This window comes from Flavobacterium shii (assembly GCF_025847235.1).
GTDB classification, from domain to species: domain Bacteria; phylum Bacteroidota; class Bacteroidia; order Flavobacteriales; family Flavobacteriaceae; genus Flavobacterium; species Flavobacterium shii.
On record NZ_JAOZEW010000029.1, the window covers coordinates 1 to 18,984 of the forward strand.

Annotated in this window: 9 protein-coding genes; all 9 read right to left on the reverse strand. The window is 31.5% G+C overall.

What is annotated here, in order from left to right; all coding sequences use genetic code 11:
• Positions 1 to 176: 176 nt before the first annotated feature.
• Positions 177 to 2,582, reverse strand: a complete 2,406-nt coding sequence (locus OIU83_RS21155; RefSeq protein WP_264208258.1) for an alpha-ketoacid dehydrogenase subunit alpha/beta — start codon at positions 2,580 to 2,582, stop codon at positions 177 to 179.
• 187 nt (positions 2,583 to 2,769) lie between these two features.
• Complete coding sequence (locus OIU83_RS21160; protein ID WP_264208259.1) at positions 2,770 to 5,517, reverse strand: gluzincin family metallopeptidase; 2,748 nt, start codon at positions 5,515 to 5,517, stop codon at positions 2,770 to 2,772.
• 195 nt (positions 5,518 to 5,712) lie between these two features.
• Positions 5,713 to 6,441 carry an LOG family protein gene (locus OIU83_RS21165; protein WP_264208260.1) on the reverse strand — a complete coding sequence of 243 codons (729 nt, stop codon included), beginning with the start codon at positions 6,439 to 6,441 and terminating at the stop codon, positions 5,713 to 5,715.
• 222 nt (positions 6,442 to 6,663) lie between these two features.
• Positions 6,664 to 10,479: a YobI family P-loop NTPase gene (locus tag OIU83_RS21170; RefSeq protein WP_264208261.1), complete on the reverse strand. Its 3,816-nt coding sequence runs from the start codon at positions 10,477 to 10,479 to the stop codon at positions 6,664 to 6,666.
• Positions 10,480 to 10,493: 14 nt separating this feature from the next.
• The gene (gene uvrA, locus OIU83_RS21175) at positions 10,494 to 13,325 is read right to left on the reverse strand and encodes an excinuclease ABC subunit UvrA (protein ID WP_264208262.1); all 2,832 of its coding nucleotides are present in this window, start codon (positions 13,323 to 13,325) and stop codon (positions 10,494 to 10,496) included.
• Positions 13,326 to 13,533: 208 nt separating this feature from the next.
• Positions 13,534 to 14,487: a Fic family protein gene (locus OIU83_RS21180; RefSeq protein ID WP_264208263.1), complete on the reverse strand. Its 954-nt coding sequence runs from the start codon at positions 14,485 to 14,487 to the stop codon at positions 13,534 to 13,536.
• Between the two features lie 63 nt (positions 14,488 to 14,550).
• Complete coding sequence (locus tag OIU83_RS21185) at positions 14,551 to 16,335, reverse strand: chloride channel protein (protein ID WP_264208264.1); 1,785 nt, start codon at positions 16,333 to 16,335, stop codon at positions 14,551 to 14,553.
• A 116-nt stretch (positions 16,336 to 16,451) separates the two neighbouring features.
• On the reverse strand, positions 16,452 to 18,137 hold the full coding sequence (ggt, locus tag OIU83_RS21190; protein ID WP_264208265.1) for a gamma-glutamyltransferase: 1,686 nt from the start codon (positions 18,135 to 18,137) through the stop codon (positions 16,452 to 16,454).
• Entirely contained in the window at positions 18,134 to 18,718 is a 585-nt protein-coding gene (locus OIU83_RS21195; RefSeq protein WP_264208266.1) for an acyl carrier protein phosphodiesterase, read from the reverse strand. The genes ggt and OIU83_RS21195 overlap by 4 nt, the downstream gene beginning before the upstream one ends.
• Positions 18,719 to 18,984 lie beyond the last annotated feature (266 nt).

The following is an 18,984-nucleotide window of genomic DNA, read 5'->3' on the forward strand; positions in this document are numbered from 1 at the left end:
ATGGTAGCGGCATCCTTTTTCTTGCTTTTTTTGCCAGTAAAAGATATAGCGGACAGCAGGAAATAGCTCCTTAAAAAGTGAATTGTAAAGTAAGAAAAGTTAATTTAATTGTCTAAAAAAAAGCTCCAAATCATTACAACTTGGAGCTTTTTTATATTTGAAATTGAACGATGTTCTTAATATAAACTTGGAAATTTAGATGGATTTGCCTCATTCATCATGCTGTATACTTTTTCGTAAATATCTTCGGCAGAAGGTTTAGAAAAGTAATCTCCATCGGTTCCGTAAGCTGGTCGGTGGGCTTTTGCAGTTAATGTTTGTGGTTTACTATCCAAATGAACATAAGCGTCTTGTTGCTCGATGATTTGTTGTAAAATATAAGCCGAAGCTCCACCAGGTAAATCTTCGTCGATTACTAAAAGACGATTTGTTTTGGCGATACTTTTTACAATATCCTGATTGATATCAAATGGAAGCAATGACTGTACGTCGATAACCTCACAATCAATACCTGTTTCAAGTAACTCATTCGCCACTTGTTCTACTATTCGTAAAGTCGATCCGTATGAAACTAGCGTAATGTCTTTACCTTCTTTTAGGGTTTCAATAACTCCAATTGGTGTTTTGAATTCGCCGTAATTTGTAGGTGTTTTTTCTTTTAATCTATAACCATTTAAACATTCGATTACTAGAGCCGGCTCATCACATTCTAATAATGCGTTATAGAATCCTGCTGCTTGGGTCATGTTTCTAGGAACTAGTACATGAATTCCACGAATTGCATTTATAATCATTCCCATTGGTGAGCCAGAGTGCCAGATACCTTCTAAACGGTGTCCGCGTGTTCGGATTATTAATGGAGCTTTTTGTTTTCCAACAGTTCTATATTGTAATGTAGCCAAGTCATCGCTCATGATTTGGATAGCATATAGTAAATAATCTAAATATTGAATTTCGGCAATAGGGCGTAATCCTCTTAGAGCCATTCCTATTCCCTGACCAATAATGGTTGCTTCACGAATACCTACATCGGCAACACGAAGTTCTCCGTATTTTTCCTGCATTCCTTCTAATCCTTGGTTTACATCACCAATGTTTCCAACATCTTCTCCAAAGATTAATGTTTCAGGATATTTTGTAAATAAGGCATCAAAATTATCTCTTACAATCATTCTTCCGTCCACATCTATGTTATTTGCAGCATATTCGGGTAGAACTTTTTGTACAGAGGATATACTTAAATTAGATTCTGAGAATAAATTACTGCTGAATCTTTCTTGTGTTGTTGCTATGTAAGTTGTAATCCAGTTTGATAATTCGGCTTTACAGTCTTCATTTATAATTAAACGCAATACTTTTCTCGCCACAGATAACATTTCCTTTTTTAGAGGAGATTTTATAGCAGCTAATTCGCTTGTTAATTTTAAGATTTGATCTTTCTTATCACTATTATTTGCAGTAGCTTCTAGTAAAGAAAGCAGTACTTTTTGATCTTGAATAATTGGATCTATAAAAGAGTTCCATGCTTCTTTTTTGGCATCGAGTACTTCTTTTTTTAGTTCCAAGTCAATTTCGTCCAATTCTTCTGGTGATGCAATATTAATAGCAATCATCCATAATCTCATTTGGCGTATACAGTCAAATTCTTTTTCCCAAGCTAGTCTTGCTGCGTTTTTATAACGTTCGTGAGAACCCGAAGTTGAGTGTCCTTGAGGCTGTGTTAACTCATTTACATGAATTAATACAGGAATATGTTTTTCGCGTGCAATAGCTGCCGCTTCTTCGTATGTTGCTATTAATTCGGCATAATCCCAACCTTTTACTCTAAAGATTTCGTATCCGTTTGAGTTTTCGTCGCGTTGGTATCCTTTTAATATCTCAGAGATATTCTCTTTTGTAGTTTGGTGTCTTGCATGAACCGAAATTCCGTATTCATCATCCCAAACGCTCATTACCATTGGTACTTGTAGTACTCCGGCAGCATTTATGGTTTCGAAGAATAAACCTTCGGATGTACTTGCGTTTCCAATGGTTCCCCAAGCAATTTCGTTACCATTAACAGAGAAATTATCTTTTATTTTTATTCCGTCAACGTTTCTATATATTTTTGATGCTTGTGCAAGACCTAATAATCTAGGCATTTGTCCTGCTGTAGGAGAAATATCTGCACTAGAGTTCTTTTGTTTAGTTAGGTTTTTCCATGAACCATCTTCATTTAAACTATGAGTTACAAAGTGTCCACCCATTTGTCTTCCTGCCGACATCGGATCAAAGTCTAAATCGGTATGGCCGTATAAACCTGCAAAAAATTGTTTTGGTGTAAGTTCACCAATAGCCATCATAAAAGTTTGATCGCGGTAATATCCCGAACGAAAGTCACCATTCTTGAAGGCTTTTGCCATCGCCAACTGTGGTACTTCCTTGCCATCGCCAAAAATTCCAAATTTGGCTTTTCCTGTCAATACTTCTTTACGCCCTATAAGGCTACATTCCCTGCTAATTATAGCGATTCTGTAGTCGTTCAAAACCTCGGTTTTGAAATCTTCGAAAGTAAGTGTAGTATTGTTTTTTTCTTTTATCATAATCTGGAATGGGTCATGTTAGGTCACAAAATTACTTAAAAACTAGCAATTATCATAATTCGTTAAAATAAATATAATTTAATTATCTGTATTTAAAAGGGTATAACGGTATGCTTTTTTTGCTGTTTTTTTATGGTTTTATGTAATTATGTGATAATAATTTATGTTTTGTTTAGTTTTTATTTGATTAAAACCATTTTCTGGTAAAAAGATTGGTTAATGTTTTAGGCGATAAAGTGACTACAAATCGTATCTTTTCTCCGTATTTATCTTGAGAAATTTCCCATCCATTGTTAGAATATACCGGAAAATACAATTCAAAATAATCAGGAACAAAGTTTAAGCGGATGCCACTATCGTATATAAATTTTTCTGATGACCCTTTACTTTTTATAAAACCAACGTCTCCATATACCTCAATCCAGTTCCAAAGGGAGTAACTTGCATTTAAGGTCGTAATCCATTGATTTGCATATTGAGGACTTAGCTTAGATTTAAATCCCCCTTCGGCCATTATAAATTGCTGACTGAAAATACCTGTGCTTTCAGATCTTCCATAATAGTTATAATCAAATAAGTAATCGGTCGGTCGGTCTGCGGCAAAGCTAAAATAATCAGAATTGGTAGTGTTGTATAAAAAACTTCCGGCGTACATTCTAAGATTAATCTGGCGGTTGTTTTCAAAAAGTTTTCTAAATTCTATTTCACTGGCAGCTTTTCCAAATCCACTGGAAAATTGAACTTCCGACATAAAATTAAAATGGTTTGTTACCTCGGTTTTAGTATTGAAATATTTTGCATTGAAAACAGAATAATTTGGTTTGGAATTATCTGTTATATAAATACTTTCTTCTCTGTTTACGATAACCTGACGCAATAATATGAGTTGTTTACGATTGTCTCGAAAGTTTTTCTCTCTAATTCGCAATTGTACCATCGGATTTAATTTTAAATACGTTGCGTCTGGTGCATAATGAAAATAAGCTTCCGAAAAAGAATATTTTACATTGAATAAAGTACTATTTCTAAAATTTTGAACAAACGAGAAAACCGATGATCCCGATATAGTTTTGGCTTTTATAGAATAGGCAGGATTAACATCAAAAATAAATGGTTTGTCTAGTATTGTTTTATTATGAAATCGTATTCCCGGAGTAATCCCATCGTAGTAATTATAGTTAAGTGTAGGGATATATATGATTTGATTATAATACGGGTCTTCTAAATCCTTGGCAAAATTAAATTTTATAGGACGATTAGTTGGCGAAAAGCCTTTTAGTGATTTCCAGTTGTTTCTCAAGTTATACTCCGGAACTTCATTATCGTAATTGAGAACAATTTTATCGGCATTTTTTCTTTCTACCGTAAATGTCGTATCCGGATTTTTAGTGTCTATCCATTGTTTAAACACAACTTCTTTCTTCTTAATTCCATACACAGGAATAGGAAGAAAGGTTTCGGTTATATTCCTTATCGAAAATGTTATGCTATCATTTGTTTTCGAAACATTATGAAACTTATAATCTATTATATCTCTAGAGTTTATGATAATATCAAAGAACCAATTGATATTCTTTTTGGCATTGTAGCTTAATAAGCTTTCAAAGTTCACACGACTTACTTGCTCTATCTTGTTAAGCTCGTAAAAATCCTGAATACTTGTTTGTACACTATTATTACCCAAATAATCATCCAGATAACTTAGGCTAAGTCCAGCTCTGTATTTACTGGCAATTTGTTCGTTAAATTTTATCAGCGTGTTTTTAGGATCTCCTAGTGGCTGGTCGAGGTTTTTACGTGCCATAAGCATATAAAAATAGCTGTATTGACCATTAAAGCTTAAATTGGTAATCTTGTAGCTTTTTAATATTTTCATTTTAGAAAGGCTTCCCATCATTTTTTGATCAGGGTAGTTTTCTTCAATGTATTTCATCATGACATATATTTGGATTCCATCATAAATCCAGTTGTCTTTTCTTGGGTCTAAGCGTAAACTGTTCTTTAAAAAAGTACTCAGGTACGTTTTTAAGAACTTAATTTCAAACATAAATTCATCCGGAAACGGATTAATAAATGAAGGCAATTGGTTTAATCCATAAAAAGGATTTCTTTCATAATCTATTTGCGATACAGTAATTTTCCTATGCGGATATTTACCAATGTATGTATTGGTAAAATCCATAATCCTTTTTATTGCAAGAGCTTTTTGAACCTCGTTTAAATTGTTATTCTTTAAATTAGTAGCTACTTCAGTCGAGCCATTAGAATATTTTGAGAAACTGTTTTTAGGTTCAATAAACATACTCAAATCAGTTCTTCTTTTTCCTGAGTAATTGGTATTGGAGTATTTTTCGAATTGTTCTTTCGAAACCATATCCAAGTCTGTAGTAATAGTGTAATTGTTAGGAATTTTTATTTCCACTTCATAATCGGTTGCAGCATTTGCAATATCATCCAGATTATAGTTATTATATTTTATGAAACGATGATTTTCAAATCGCGCAGGGCTCAAAAACCAGTTTTTAAGGTTTAAACTTCCGTTTTGTGCATAACCAAACCTTGTGAATTTATCACTTGGAATTTTAACGATATAAGTAAGATGCAGGACAATTGTTTCGTTTGGAGCCAGTTTCTTATTTAATTTAACAACGATAAAATCAGGGTTTTTTGCTGTTCTTTCCCAAGCCAGAGCACCTTCTTCTTTATCTGTTAAGCTTATAATTGTAGTATTACCTCGTTCTTCGGGTTTTGCAAGATGAAATCCTCTGTAAAATTCATCCGAAAATCGTCTGGCAAGTGGTGTGTTTTTATCCGAAAAAGAATTATTCCAGTCATTAAGGACTATCGAAATTAAAGTATCGTTAGAGATATTATTAAAAGTAATATCTTGTCTAATATTTAATGTTTTTAGCTCAAGATTAACTGCAACCGTCATTTTAGAATGATGTTGTGCGTACTGTTTTATAGGGCTTAATAAAACAAAAATACAAATAGTAATTTTAGAAAGTAACTTCAATGATTATTCTTAAAGATTTAATAACGAAATAAATATACTATTAATTATGAATTAATAAATTTTTATATCGATAAAATAGCATAAAAAAAGCTGTTTTTACACAGCTTTTTTGATTTAAAAATTAGGGCTTAAATCATATTTCTTATAAAATTTATCCAGTGCCTCGACTACTTCATCCTCAGAATCAACGATTTTGAACAAGTTTAAATCATCAGGACTTACTGTGTGTTCTTTTTCAACCAAGACAGTTTTTACCCATTCGATTAATCCCGACCAAAATTCGGTTCCAACCAAAATAATAGGGAATTTTCCAATTTTTTTTGTCTGAATCAAAGTGATCGCTTCAAACATTTCGTCAAGAGTTCCAAAACCACCCGGCATAACCACGAAACCTTGTGAATATTTTACAAACATTACTTTACGAACAAAAAAGTAGTCAAAGTTTAAATTTTTATCATGGTCAATATATGGATTGAAATGTTGCTCAAAAGGCAATTCAATATTCAAACCTACCGATGTTCCTCCGCCTAAATGAGCCCCTTTATTTCCAGCTTCCATAATTCCGGGACCACCACCAGTAATAACACCATAACCAGCTTTACTGATTTTGTATGCAATTTTCTCGGCCAATAAATAATATTTATTATCCGGTTTTGTTCTTGCCGACCCAAAAATAGATACGCACGGACCAATGCGTCCCATGTTTTCATATCCATTTACAAACTCAGCCATGATTTTAAAAATCGCCCAACTATCATTGGTTCTAATTTCGTTCCATGTTTTTTGTTTTAATCTATCTTGGATTACTTTATCTTCGTCATTATCAAAATCTTCTAATCTCATTTTCTTTGTATTAATTTATTTTTTAAAATTGTCACCCTGAGCGGAGTCGAAGGGAGCTATTTCCTGCTATTCATTGCAATCTTTATTGTTTTAAAGAAAAACAATAAAGGATTTTCATTACTATCAGGGCTAGGCTCTATCTTGTCAATCGCCTTTTATCTTAAAGCGGGTACAATATACTAAGATAATTCTTTTTTCAAAAACTGCGCTGTATAACTTTTCTTATTTCTTGTTAGTTTTTAAATTGGCTTTTATCATTTTACCATCTTCTGTTATTGATTTACTTGAAATAAACATTTTATTAATTTCTAAGATAGTAACAAATTTAAGATTATAATCAGTATTTAAAAATTTAGTAACTTTCCCTTTAGTTATTGATGAGTATGGTTCACCAAGTAACTGAATAATACTTTCTAATTCTGTTCTTTCTATATCGTTATAATATAAATTAAAGAGTTTTATTTTATCTTCTTGAGATTTAGTTTTCGATAATAGTTCTTTTAATAATTCTTTACTGATTACTATTTTGTGGTTTATTGACAGATAATGGCAAGCCGTATTTAATAATTCAACACTCCCTAAAAGAATTGATTCTTGGATGTGTCCAATTATTAAAGTCTCATTTCCAGAAGTAGACAATGAACCCAAAAGTTCTAAAATGATTTCACTATCTAATGAGTAAGTTTTTATGTTGTTGAGAAATTTATGAATGTTTGTCTCTAATAAGATTATAAGTAAATTTCTAAAATTATTTTGAATAAAATTATAATTTTCTACGGTCAATATTAATATCTTATTCTCAATTAAAATCTTCATTTTTTCAATAGAAATTTCATTAAAATAAGTTATTCCATTCGAATAAGAATAAGGAATTGTTGAATGTGTCGCTAAAATGGTAAATGTATTTGTCGAAATATTACTTTGTAAAAGTTCACGTGTGAATTTTTGAAGTACTTGTATATCTTCTTTATAATTTTTATCAATTCGGTACTTAAGTTCTTTACTATGTTCATCAGTATTTAAATAGTTTATTAATGTATCGTCAAAACTTTCTGTAGTTTTAAAATAGTGTAATAAATTATTCCAAGAAGTAACAACTTTATCTGCCTCAAGTAAAATATTCCAAATTGAGGTATCCTCTATTGTGGAAAGATTAGTTATTAAATTTTGATTTTTGTAAATAATTTCAACTTTGATTTCTGGTTTAATATTTTGATTTAAAATTTTAATAATTGTTTCTTCAGATTCATTATTGTTAGTTTCTAATTCTTGAAATACGTTTTCTAAATACTCTTCTATATTTTCATCAATATAAGATTTAAGTCTCATGGCTCCTGAGTTTGTAATTGTTGTATAGTTTTCAGATTTCAGTAAGGTAAAGTCTATTTCATTTTCTTTATACAAATATGTAAATAATTCAATCATATCATAATTGATTATATAATTATTATTTTGATAAATAAAATCCAAAATAGTTTTAGAACCCTTATCATTTAATTTTTTAAATTTTATATTATTTTTTGATATAAAAACAGTTATTTCTGTATCTATATCTCTAAATAAATCCAAGCTATCCATCTCCGAAATATAGTTAGAAATGCTATTCCTGATATTTAAACTTTGTAATGTAGATAAATCTAATTTAGAAAACATGAAATTCAAGTATTCTATAAGTTTATCATCTGATAAGTTCGATATTAATTCCTCCCAAATGTTCTGATTAGTGTTTTTCCAATTTTTACATAGGGCTTGAAAGAAAAATTTTTTATTTACATCTTTTGCATAACTTAAATATTCATCGATAAAAGTAACTGGTTTAATTATTTTCGTACTTAATAATGTGATAATTTGATTTAATTGCTTGTCGGTGTTGTTCCTTTCGATGATATAGTCTAAAAGTGAAAAATTTAATATTTCTTCTCGACTAAAATCAGATTCTAAAATGTCGGGAAATAAATTTTCAATTTCTTGCAATTTAAAAACGTAAGGCAAAGGTTTGTTATTAGTGAAACTCTTTAAAAAATCATTGTCCTCTTTAGTAATACTTCCAGGATAGAAATAAGAAATATAATGTGAGTAACTTTCATCGATATGACCATATCTTATTAAAAAATTAATTAAATCATAATTATTAACTTTTGGAGTTACTATGATTTCACTAGTAATTATAGTTTCTTTTCCGTCAATGGTTTCTTTTGTGTTTATACTTTTTTTGTATTGCATACTATCTAAACATTTTTTTAAATATTCATCAGTTACAATATCTTTAATTTTTTTAGTTTTTAAAACTTGTTTTTCACTTTCTAGCTTTTCAATTTCTTTTTTGAATTCGTTTATTTTATTGTGCTTTTTATTTTCAATAATTTCCAAACGTTCTGCATATAATCCAACTTCTGATTCTAAAGTTTTAAAAGAAATTCCACTGTTTTCAGTTACAGCCCCCCCTTGGAACCTATTATAAGTATAGTAATAAATATCATTAAGGTTAGAGAATAAATTAAAATTAGAATCTAATAATAGTTGTTTTATTGGACATTGTGTATTGTTAATTTGTATATTTAGGATGTTTTTGTTTTCACTATTCAATAATTTCCCATAAAATTTTGCTATATACAAACTTCTTAATTCATTTACATTTTGAATTGTTTCTTCTATTGAATTATCAATTTTTGTATTTGCTTTTATGATTTCTTTGTCAATATTAGCAATTGCTTTTTTTATAAGTTTATTTGAATCATTAAATACTGAATTAACGTACCCTTTTTGGCAATTTAAATTATCAAAATCCGTTGGTTCAACATTTTTGTAGATCATCATCGCCAAAAGCTTTGTTTTGTCTAAATCATTACCAATTATTTTTTTGTAAACTTTGTATTCATTATTTATTGAGATTAAAGTTCTTTTGTCAGATAAATAACGAGCAACTTGTTTGATGAATATTTTTGGTATTTCATCTTCTTTAATATCAATTTTATCTAGTAATTCTACGCTAGAATTTGAATAATTAATTACAGGAATAACAGGAATGATAAAATCAAAGAATTTTGCTCTTTCATCTTCTTTGAAGGTGTCATTTTGCACAGCATAGATGAAAGTGATTTTTCTTTTATTCTTTATTGGATCATAGTTATTAATCAAATAGTTTATTTCACGAAGTTTTATAAAAATTTCGGTATTTTTAAATCTGTCCAAATCTTCAATAAAAACAACATTAAAAGTATTTCTTTCAAAAAAATATAGAATTTCATCTATTTCATTTTCAAAGCTTACACTTTTTTTATCATCACCATTTTCTATTTCAGCATCTTGAAAGTTAAATTTGGTTAGCTTGAAATTCAAAATGAATCCCATAATCTTGTATAGCAGATAAATAATTCCTGTTAAAAAATATATTGTATAGATGAAATTACCAACTTTAGAATGAAAATCTAATGACAGATTTTTGGTTATATCATTTAATAAGCTTGGTCTCAAAAAATAAGTTGCTGAAATTAGCCAAAGAAAAATATATACTGATTTTAGTGTTACATTTTTTTGATTGACAATGCGTTTAAATCTTGATTCAGGGATTTTATTTTGTTCAACTTTATAGAACAATTGTTTGAGTATGCAGAATTCAATTTCTTTAATTTGATGTACTTTTTCATCAAATGTCGCTAAAGATATATTTAAGTATTTGTATTCAAAATTTTTGTTTTCAAATGTTTTTAAAATAGAACTTTTTCCAGATCCGTATGGTCCAGTTAATGCTACATTTTTAGTATTTGGATTTTCAATAGAGTATTTTATAATAGCACCATATTTATCTTCTTGCTCATTAAGTATGGAGGGTGTAAAATCTTCATAATTTTGAAGATTAGTAAAGTTTTTAGTTTTATTTAATTTACTTTGCCATTTACTTAATAGATGAATAATAGTTGATAGTTTATTCATCAATAAAATTCGTGTTGCCTTTTTTATTTTTCTTTTACGTTTATTAATTTCACTATTAGGTGCTAACTTATTTAATTCAGAAATTAACAAAACGAATACATTCATAACAATTCAATAAATTAGTTTAATTCTTTTTTCAAAAACTGCGCTGTATAACTTTTCTTATTTTTAATTATTTCTTCAGGTGTTCCTTTGGCAATAAGTTGTCCTCCAGCTTTTCCGCCTTCAGGACCAATATCAATAATATAATCAGCAAGTTTTATTACATCCATATTATGCTCGATAATCAAGATAGTATTTCCTTTGTCAACCAGTTTATTAATCACATCCATAAGAACCCGAATATCTTCAAAATGTAATCCTGTCGTAGGCTCGTCAAGAATATAGAACGTGTTTCCAGTATCTTTCTTGGATAATTCTCCAGCAAGTTTAATACGTTGCGCTTCACCACCCGAAAGCGTTGTGCTTTGTTGCCCAAGTGTAATATAGCCTAAACCAACATCCTGTATAGTTTTTACTTTTCTGTAAATCTTCGGAATCATTTCAAAAAACGGAACTGCTTCATCCACAGTCATATTCAGAACATCTGATATTGATTTTCCTTTATAACGTATTTCAAGAGTTTCTCTATTAAAACGTTTTCCTTGACAAGTTTCACATTCTACATAAACATCTGGCAAAAAGTTCATTTCGATAGTTCTCACGCCCGAACCTTCACAGGTTTCGCAACGACCGCCTTTTACATTAAAACTAAAACGACCAGCTTTATAACCACGAATCATACTTTCGGAAGTCATCGTAAACAGATTTCTTATTTCTGTAAAAACCTCTGTATAAGTTGCTGGATTCGAACGAGGTGTTCGCCCAATTGGACTTTGGTCAATATCGATAACTTTATCAATATGTTCCAGACCTTCTATTTTTTTATACGGTTGCGGTTTCTTTACGCCATTAAAATAATAAGCGTTCAAGATAGGATAAAGCGTTTCGTTTATCAACGTCGATTTTCCACTTCCGGAAACCCCCGTAACGCAAATCATTTTCCCTAAAGGTAATTCTATCGAAACATTCTTCAGGTTATTTCCTGTGGCTCCCGTTAGTTTTAAGAACTTTCCGTTTCCTTCACGACGTTTTGCAGGAACTTCGATTTTCATTTCTCCGTTCATGTACATTGCCGTTATGGTATGGTGCTGCAGAATCTCTTCTGGAGTTCCTTTGCTAATAATTTCTCCGCCATATTTTCCAGCTTTTGGACCGATATCAATTACATAATCGGCACGTTCTATCATATCCTTGTCGTGTTCTACAACAATAACAGAATTTCCTATATCACGCAATTGTTCAAGAGAGTGAATTAATTTTTCATTATCTCTTTGGTGCAAACCAATACTTGGTTCATCTAGAATGTATAATACACCAACTAATTGCGAACCAATTTGAGTTGCCAATCGAATACGTTGAGCCTCACCACCAGAAAGCGATTTAGAACTTCGGCTTAAAGCCAAATAATTTAAACCCACATTCATAAGGAAGTTCAAACGGTCTTTTATTTCTTTAACAACTTCAGAAGCAATTAAAAGCTGCTTGTCTGATAAATGACTATTCAAGTCTAAGAACCATGCGGTCAAATCAGAAATATCCATATCACATAATTCGGTGATACTCTTTTCGTTTATTTTAAAAAATAAAGCTTCTTTCTTTAATCTGGAACCATGACATTCCGGACATTTTACTTCGTCCATAAAGTCTTTTGCCCAACGTTTTATTGTAGTCGAAGCACTTTCGTCATGTTGACTTTTGATGAAATTTGATATTCCTTCAAAATCTATTTTATAATCACGAGCAACGCCTAAATCTTTGGAGTTTACGGTGAATTTATCTTTTCCACCATGCAAAATCATGTTCATGGCTTCCTCAGAAATTTTTTCGATAGGATCGGTAATTTTAAAACCAAACTTCTCGCCAATAACTTCCAGTTGCTTGAAAATCCATGATGATTTATATTCGCCAAGAGGTACAAATCCACCAGCTTTTATAGATATCTTAGGATTAGGAATTATTTTTTTGATATTGATTTCATTAACAGTTCCCAATCCGTTACAATGAGGGCAAGCCCCTTTTGGAGAGTTGAAAGAAAATAAATTCGGTTCTGGATTTTGATATGATATTCCTGTAGACGGACACATTAAATTACGACTGAAATAACGTACTTCATTCGTGTCTTGATCCAGAATCATCAATACATTTTCACCGTGATGCATCGCTGTATTGATGCTTTCCGATAATCGTTTTTGATTGTCAGGAGTATCCTCAATAACCATTCTGTCTACAACAATCTCGATATCGTGCGTTTTATAACGATCCAATTTCATTCCCGTAACCAAATCCTGAACTTCACCATTAACACGAACTTTTAAAAATCCCTGTTTGGTTATTTGCTGGAAAAGTTCGGCATAATGACCTTTACGTGCTTTAATTACAGGAGCAAGAATGTTAATGCGTTTACCATTAAAATCTTGAATAATTAAATCTTTGATTTGCTCATCACTATAGCTAACCATTTTTTCGCCCGTATTATAGCTATACGCATCAGCGCCTCTGGCATATAATAAACGGAGGAAATCATATATTTCGGTAATTGTCCCAACGGTAGAACGTGGACTCTTACTGGTCGTTTTTTGTTCGATTGCAATTACAGGTGAAAGTCCGTCGATTTTATCAACATCAGGACGTTCCAAGCCACCTAAAAACTGTCTGGCATAAGCCGAAAAAGTTTCTACATAACGGCGTTGCCCTTCAGCATAGATAGTATCAAAAGCCAATGAGGATTTCCCTGAACCTGATAAACCGGTAATTACGACCAGTTTTTCACGCGGAATAGAGATATCAATGTTTTTTAGATTGTGAACTCTTGCGCCAAGAACTTCAATAGTATTATTTGTATCTGACATAATTTTTGCAAAAAAGCAAAGTTACCATTTTGATTTGTTCTTTTGATATAACACTATAGAAGTTTGTGTTAAAATAGATTGCGGACAAAATTAATTTACTGTTAGATAATGTTCGTCTAGAAATACTGATTTAATATACGTTGCGATAGCGAATCCGTGTCATCTGCGTTCCATTACGCGCAAAGAAAAAAAAGCCAACTTAAATTAGTTAGCGTTTTCTTTTGCGGGTTAAAATATAATCATCGATGGCTTCTTTAGTAGTATACCAGTTTCGACCTTCTTTATAGGCATCAATTTTTCCTGTTCTAGCCAATAAACTTACATATTCCTGACCATAAGGAACACTTGGTTCACTTACAATATTAGATATTGTTTGGTATTCCGTTTCGTTGCCTGGCATTGCATTCAAGTAAATATTAAGTGTTCTCTCTAGCGCTTGGCACATCAAAAGAATCAGTTTTTGATAATTACCATTATTCGCCTGATTGAGTGCTTCATAGTACTTCTTTCTATCATTTTTTAGGATAATAGCAGGTGGAAAGCCACAACGCATTAATAATAAATTCATACCTAAACGTACAGTACGACCATTACCATCAAAAAAAGGATGTATCCAAACAAACTTATGATGAAAAATTGCTGCCAACTCAATATCATTAAGTTGCAATGGATTTGTATTTATAAAATCGATTAATTCATCAAGATAATCGGAGACTTTATTGGCATTTGGAGGCATAAAATTTGCTCCCGAAATGCGAACGCCACCATTTCGGATGCGTCCTGCAAAATCATCTTCGATAGATCGTAAAACCAATCCATGAAGTGAAAGAATATCGATACTTCGAAGTTTGTAGTTATCATCTACTATCGAATATAAATAATCAATTGCTTTATCATGATTATGTGTTTCAAAATGTTCCCGAAGTGATTTTCCTTTTATGGTAATTCCTTCTTGAATAACCATTTGGGTTTCTCGTAAACTCATAGTATTACCTTCGATACTATTGGAATTGTATGTCCATTCTATCGATAAGCTTTCACGAATTTTATGCAAAGCAATGTTAGGCAATGGTCTGCTGGTTTGCAAATCTTGCCTTTTTTGGTAGAGTCTTTCAAATGTTGATTGAAATTCTGTTCTATATGTTAAGTCTATATTCCACATAATCCCTCAAAGGTACGTCTTAATATCGGATAAACTCCATTTTAACCCTATCCGATATTAAGCTTATTCTATTGTCATAGATCTTAACTTGGTTCTATAGGCTTCTAATGCTATAGATTTGGAAATGAAACCGTAGTATTTTCCATTTCTTATTACTGGTAAGAATGCTACTTTTGATGCTTCAAATTTATTCATGACTGTTTCCATGCTGTCAATAGAAGAAATAGTAGCTGGAGGTGTTTTCATGATATCTTTTATCAGCGTATATTTTACTCTGTAAACATTAAAAATTATTTCGCGGATATCATTAAAATGAACTATTCCTACCAATTCTTCATCTTTGTTTACTACAGCAAATACAACCTGATTAGAATGGGAAATATAATCTACTAACTTACTAAGGTGTTCGTCTGGTGAAACTGTTAGATAATCGGTTTGAATGATTGAATCAATTTCTAAAGTTGATAAAATATTAGAATCTTTATTACTTGTAAATGCATGACCTTTTTGAGCTAAACCTTTTACATCAAGTGAATATTTTTCAAAACGTTTAGAGATAGCAAAGCTAATAGAAGATACAATCATAAGCGGAATCATTAAACTATAACCACCTGTAATCTCTGCAATCAAGAAAATAGCTGTAAGTGGTGCATGAAATAACCCACTTAAAATTCCAGCCATTCCTACCATAGTAAAATTACTAATTGGTAACTGTGTAAGACCCGTTAGACTTATAAATTTTGAAAAGAAATAACCCAAATAAGAACCTAAAAATAGGGATGGGGCAAAGTTTCCTCCATTACCACCACTACCAATTGTTAAGCCAGATGCAAATACTTTTAGCATCATAGTACATCCAACAAAAAGTAATAAAACCCATTGATTGTTTCTAAAACTTGCAAATAAAGTATTGTCTAATAATTTTCCGGGATCACTTTCGGATAGGGTTTTGATACTCTCGTATCCCTCACCAAATAGAGTAGGGAAAATAAAAATTAAAATCGCCAACATCGAAGAACCAAATAAGGCTTTTTTATAAGGACTTAACTTGAGTTTAGAAAAGTAATGTTCTATTCGTTGGAAATTTCGGGCATAATATACTGCTATGAAACCTGTCAATACTCCTAAAAGTACATAAAAAGGAATGTTATGATAATTGAATGTTTGTTGTTGTTTGAAATTTAATAAGATGTTTTCGTCTAGAACAATTGCCGAAACTAAAGCTCCTGTTGCAGCCGAAATCATAATTGGTGTAAATGCCGAAATACTCACATCAACCAATAGAACTTCAATCGCAAAAAGAACCCCGGCAATTGGAGCATTAAATGCTGCCGAAATACCAGCTGCAACACCACAACCAATAAGTAAAGTTCTATCTTTATAAGGTAGTTTATAATTTTGAGCATAATTAGACCCAAAAGCCGCTCCTGTAACCACAATTGGGCTTTCTAAACCTGCCGATCCACCAAGACCTACAGTAAGAGAGCTCGTGATGATCTGAGCATACATTTGTTTTTTTGGAATAATACTTGCTTTCTTGGCAACTGTATATAATATCTGGGAAGTCCCTTTTTCTATAGTTCCGCCTAAAACCCTCTTTACTACAAAAACAGTAAGTAGTATACCAATGATAGGTAAGATACTGTTAATGAAGCTTAATTTTAATATTCCATTAATGTAAGTGGCAAATGAAAAGACGCTGTGTGCAAATGTTTTTAAAACAATCACGGCAAAGGCACACGAAATACCAACCAAAACACTGGACATGAATATAAATTGCTTTTGCGTCAATATAGATTGCAGCATAGCAATAATTGATTCGAATCTCCGGATGTATTTTCTTAACATTATGTTTTAAAAAAGTTATGTAATATTGCAAATTTAGCTTTTAGAACCCATATTATACAATTTTAAAGCTGTTAATCTCTTTAAAGAAATTAACAGCTTCATTTATTGTAACTAAATTAGAACCCAACAGCAGCATCATCTCCTCGAGAATCAGCACCACCTTCTAGCTTTTTGTTTGGTAAAACCAAAATAGCATCTACTTTTCCGATTACAGGAGCATTTTTTTCGTTGATGATATAATTTTTAGATTTTAAGTATTCAAGTGTTTTTGAATCAAAAGCATTTGGTTCAAAAGATATATTGTCTGGCAACCATTGGTGGTGAAAGCGAGGTGCATTTACAGCTTCTTGCATACTTAAATGGTATTCACGTACATTTAAAATTGTTTGTAAAACCGATGTGATAATTGTAGAACCACCCGGAGTTCCTACAACCATATACAGACTACCGTTTTTTTCAACAATTGTAGGAGTCATAGAGCTTAACATTCTTTTTTGAGGTACAATACTGTTAGCTTCATTTCCTACTAATCCAAACATATTTGGTTCTCCGGGCTTTACGCTAAAATCATCCATTTCATTATTTAAGAAAAAGCCCAGTTCATCACAATAATATTTAGAACCATAACCATCATTAAGTGTTGTTGTTGCAGCAATAGCATTCCCAAATTGATCTACGATTGAGTAATGTGTAGTCTCGGTACTTTCGCTGTATTTTACTTCTCCATGTTTTACATCTGAAGATAAAGTAGCTTTATCAAAACTAAAATTTGACATTCTTTGTTTTAAATAATCATCAGCAAGTAATCCTTTTAAAGGAATTTTCACAAAATCCGGATCACCCAAAAAATAACTTCTATCGGCATAAGCTCTTCTTTCTGCTTCTACAATTACCTGAATTGCCTGAGCCGAATTGTGTCCCATTTTTTCTAAATCGTATGGTTCAATCATTTTTAAAATTTGTGCCAGACAAATTCCGCCACTACTAGGTGGTGACATCGAAGTAATTTTTAAATCTTTGTAATTAAAGGTTAATGGTTTTCTCCATTTTGCTTCGTATTGTGCTAAGTCCTTCATGGTGATAATACCACCTTTTTTATTAAGGTAATCAACTAACGTTTTAGCAGTTTTTCCTTTGTAAAACTCATCACGACCATTTTTTTGAATTCTTTTTAACGTTTCGGCAAGAGCGGGATATTTGATCGTATCATTTTCTTTATATACAGTTGCTAATAAAGTGTTTTTACCATTTCTTTCTATAATAGCATCACGATTATTTTCTAATCTTTGTTCTTGTTTTTTGGTTACAATCACTCCTCTTTCTGCCAAAGCAATAACAGGTTCTAATATTGTAGCCATTGGTAAAGAACCAAATTTTTTGTGGACTGCAAAAACACCTGCAATAGTTCCTGGTACACCAATAGCTAGTGGTGTTTCGGTGCTTTTTCCTTTAATTACATTTCCATTTTTATCCAGAAACATATCTTTGGTCGCTGCTAATGGTGCTTTTTCTCTATAATCTAATGATCCTACTTCACCATTTGCTTTTCGGTATACCATAAATCCACCTCCGCCAATATTACCGGCGTAAGGATAGGCTACTGCCAAAGCCAATTCGGTAGCAACCATAGCATCAAAAGCATTTCCACCTTTTTTCATGATGTCGGCACCAATTTTAGAAGCTTCTTCTCGTGCCGAGACAACCATTGCTTTGCTAGTAACTAATCCTGTTGGTTGATTAGTTGTATTCTGGGCAAAAGAGGTAAGAGAGATAAAATAGCATAAAAAGGCAATCTTTTTCATAATGAAAGTAATTTGTGATTAACGTGTTGTTTTAATTCTTCAAAAAAAGCAGTGAATTCTGTTTCGAATTCGGTGTAAAATTCTTTTAATTCCGTACTTGCAAACTGCATTTTTGAAGCGTTTTTTGTTCTGCGATCCATCTGGGTCAGGATATGATTGATTCCTTCGACAGTTTGATAGCTTACGAGCCAATTTTCATGAAACATAATAGGCATCATACGCTGTGTTCTTTCGGTTAAAATACTATGATTCTCAGTTAGAGAATTATAAAATCTCTGAACAAAATCATCAAGCTTTTCATCAGAATATGTTTTCCAGTTTTTGGCCAGGAAATGATCGTAAAAAACATCAATAATAACACCAGCATAATGATGGTATTTTTCATGAAGTTTTTTGGTACTTTGTCTAAAAATTGGATGTGCATCGGTATAGGTGTCTATGGCGCGATGCAAAATAATACCTTTTTGAACTTCTGCAGGAAAACTTTCAAATTGTTTCCCCCGAATTCCATCAGCCATGAAATTGCCAATTTTGATTAAATCATTATCGCCGGAAAGGTATATATGGGCTAGGAAATTCATTTTTTTTTTGGGAGTTACTATCCCGAAGCTTCGGGATTGAGGTGCTAAGTTTCTAAGTTCTCTCTTGTAAATGTATAAAATCTTTTTTAAATCTTTTTTATTATAAGACTTTGCAATATAAACTTAACATTTTAGTTTGTTTTTTTTTAACCTTAGCAACTAAGATTCTTAGTTACTTAGCAACTTTTTTTTTAAATCTTAGCACCTAAGTACTTAAGAACCTTAGTAACTTTTCTATATTTGTAGCAATAACCATAACTCATTAA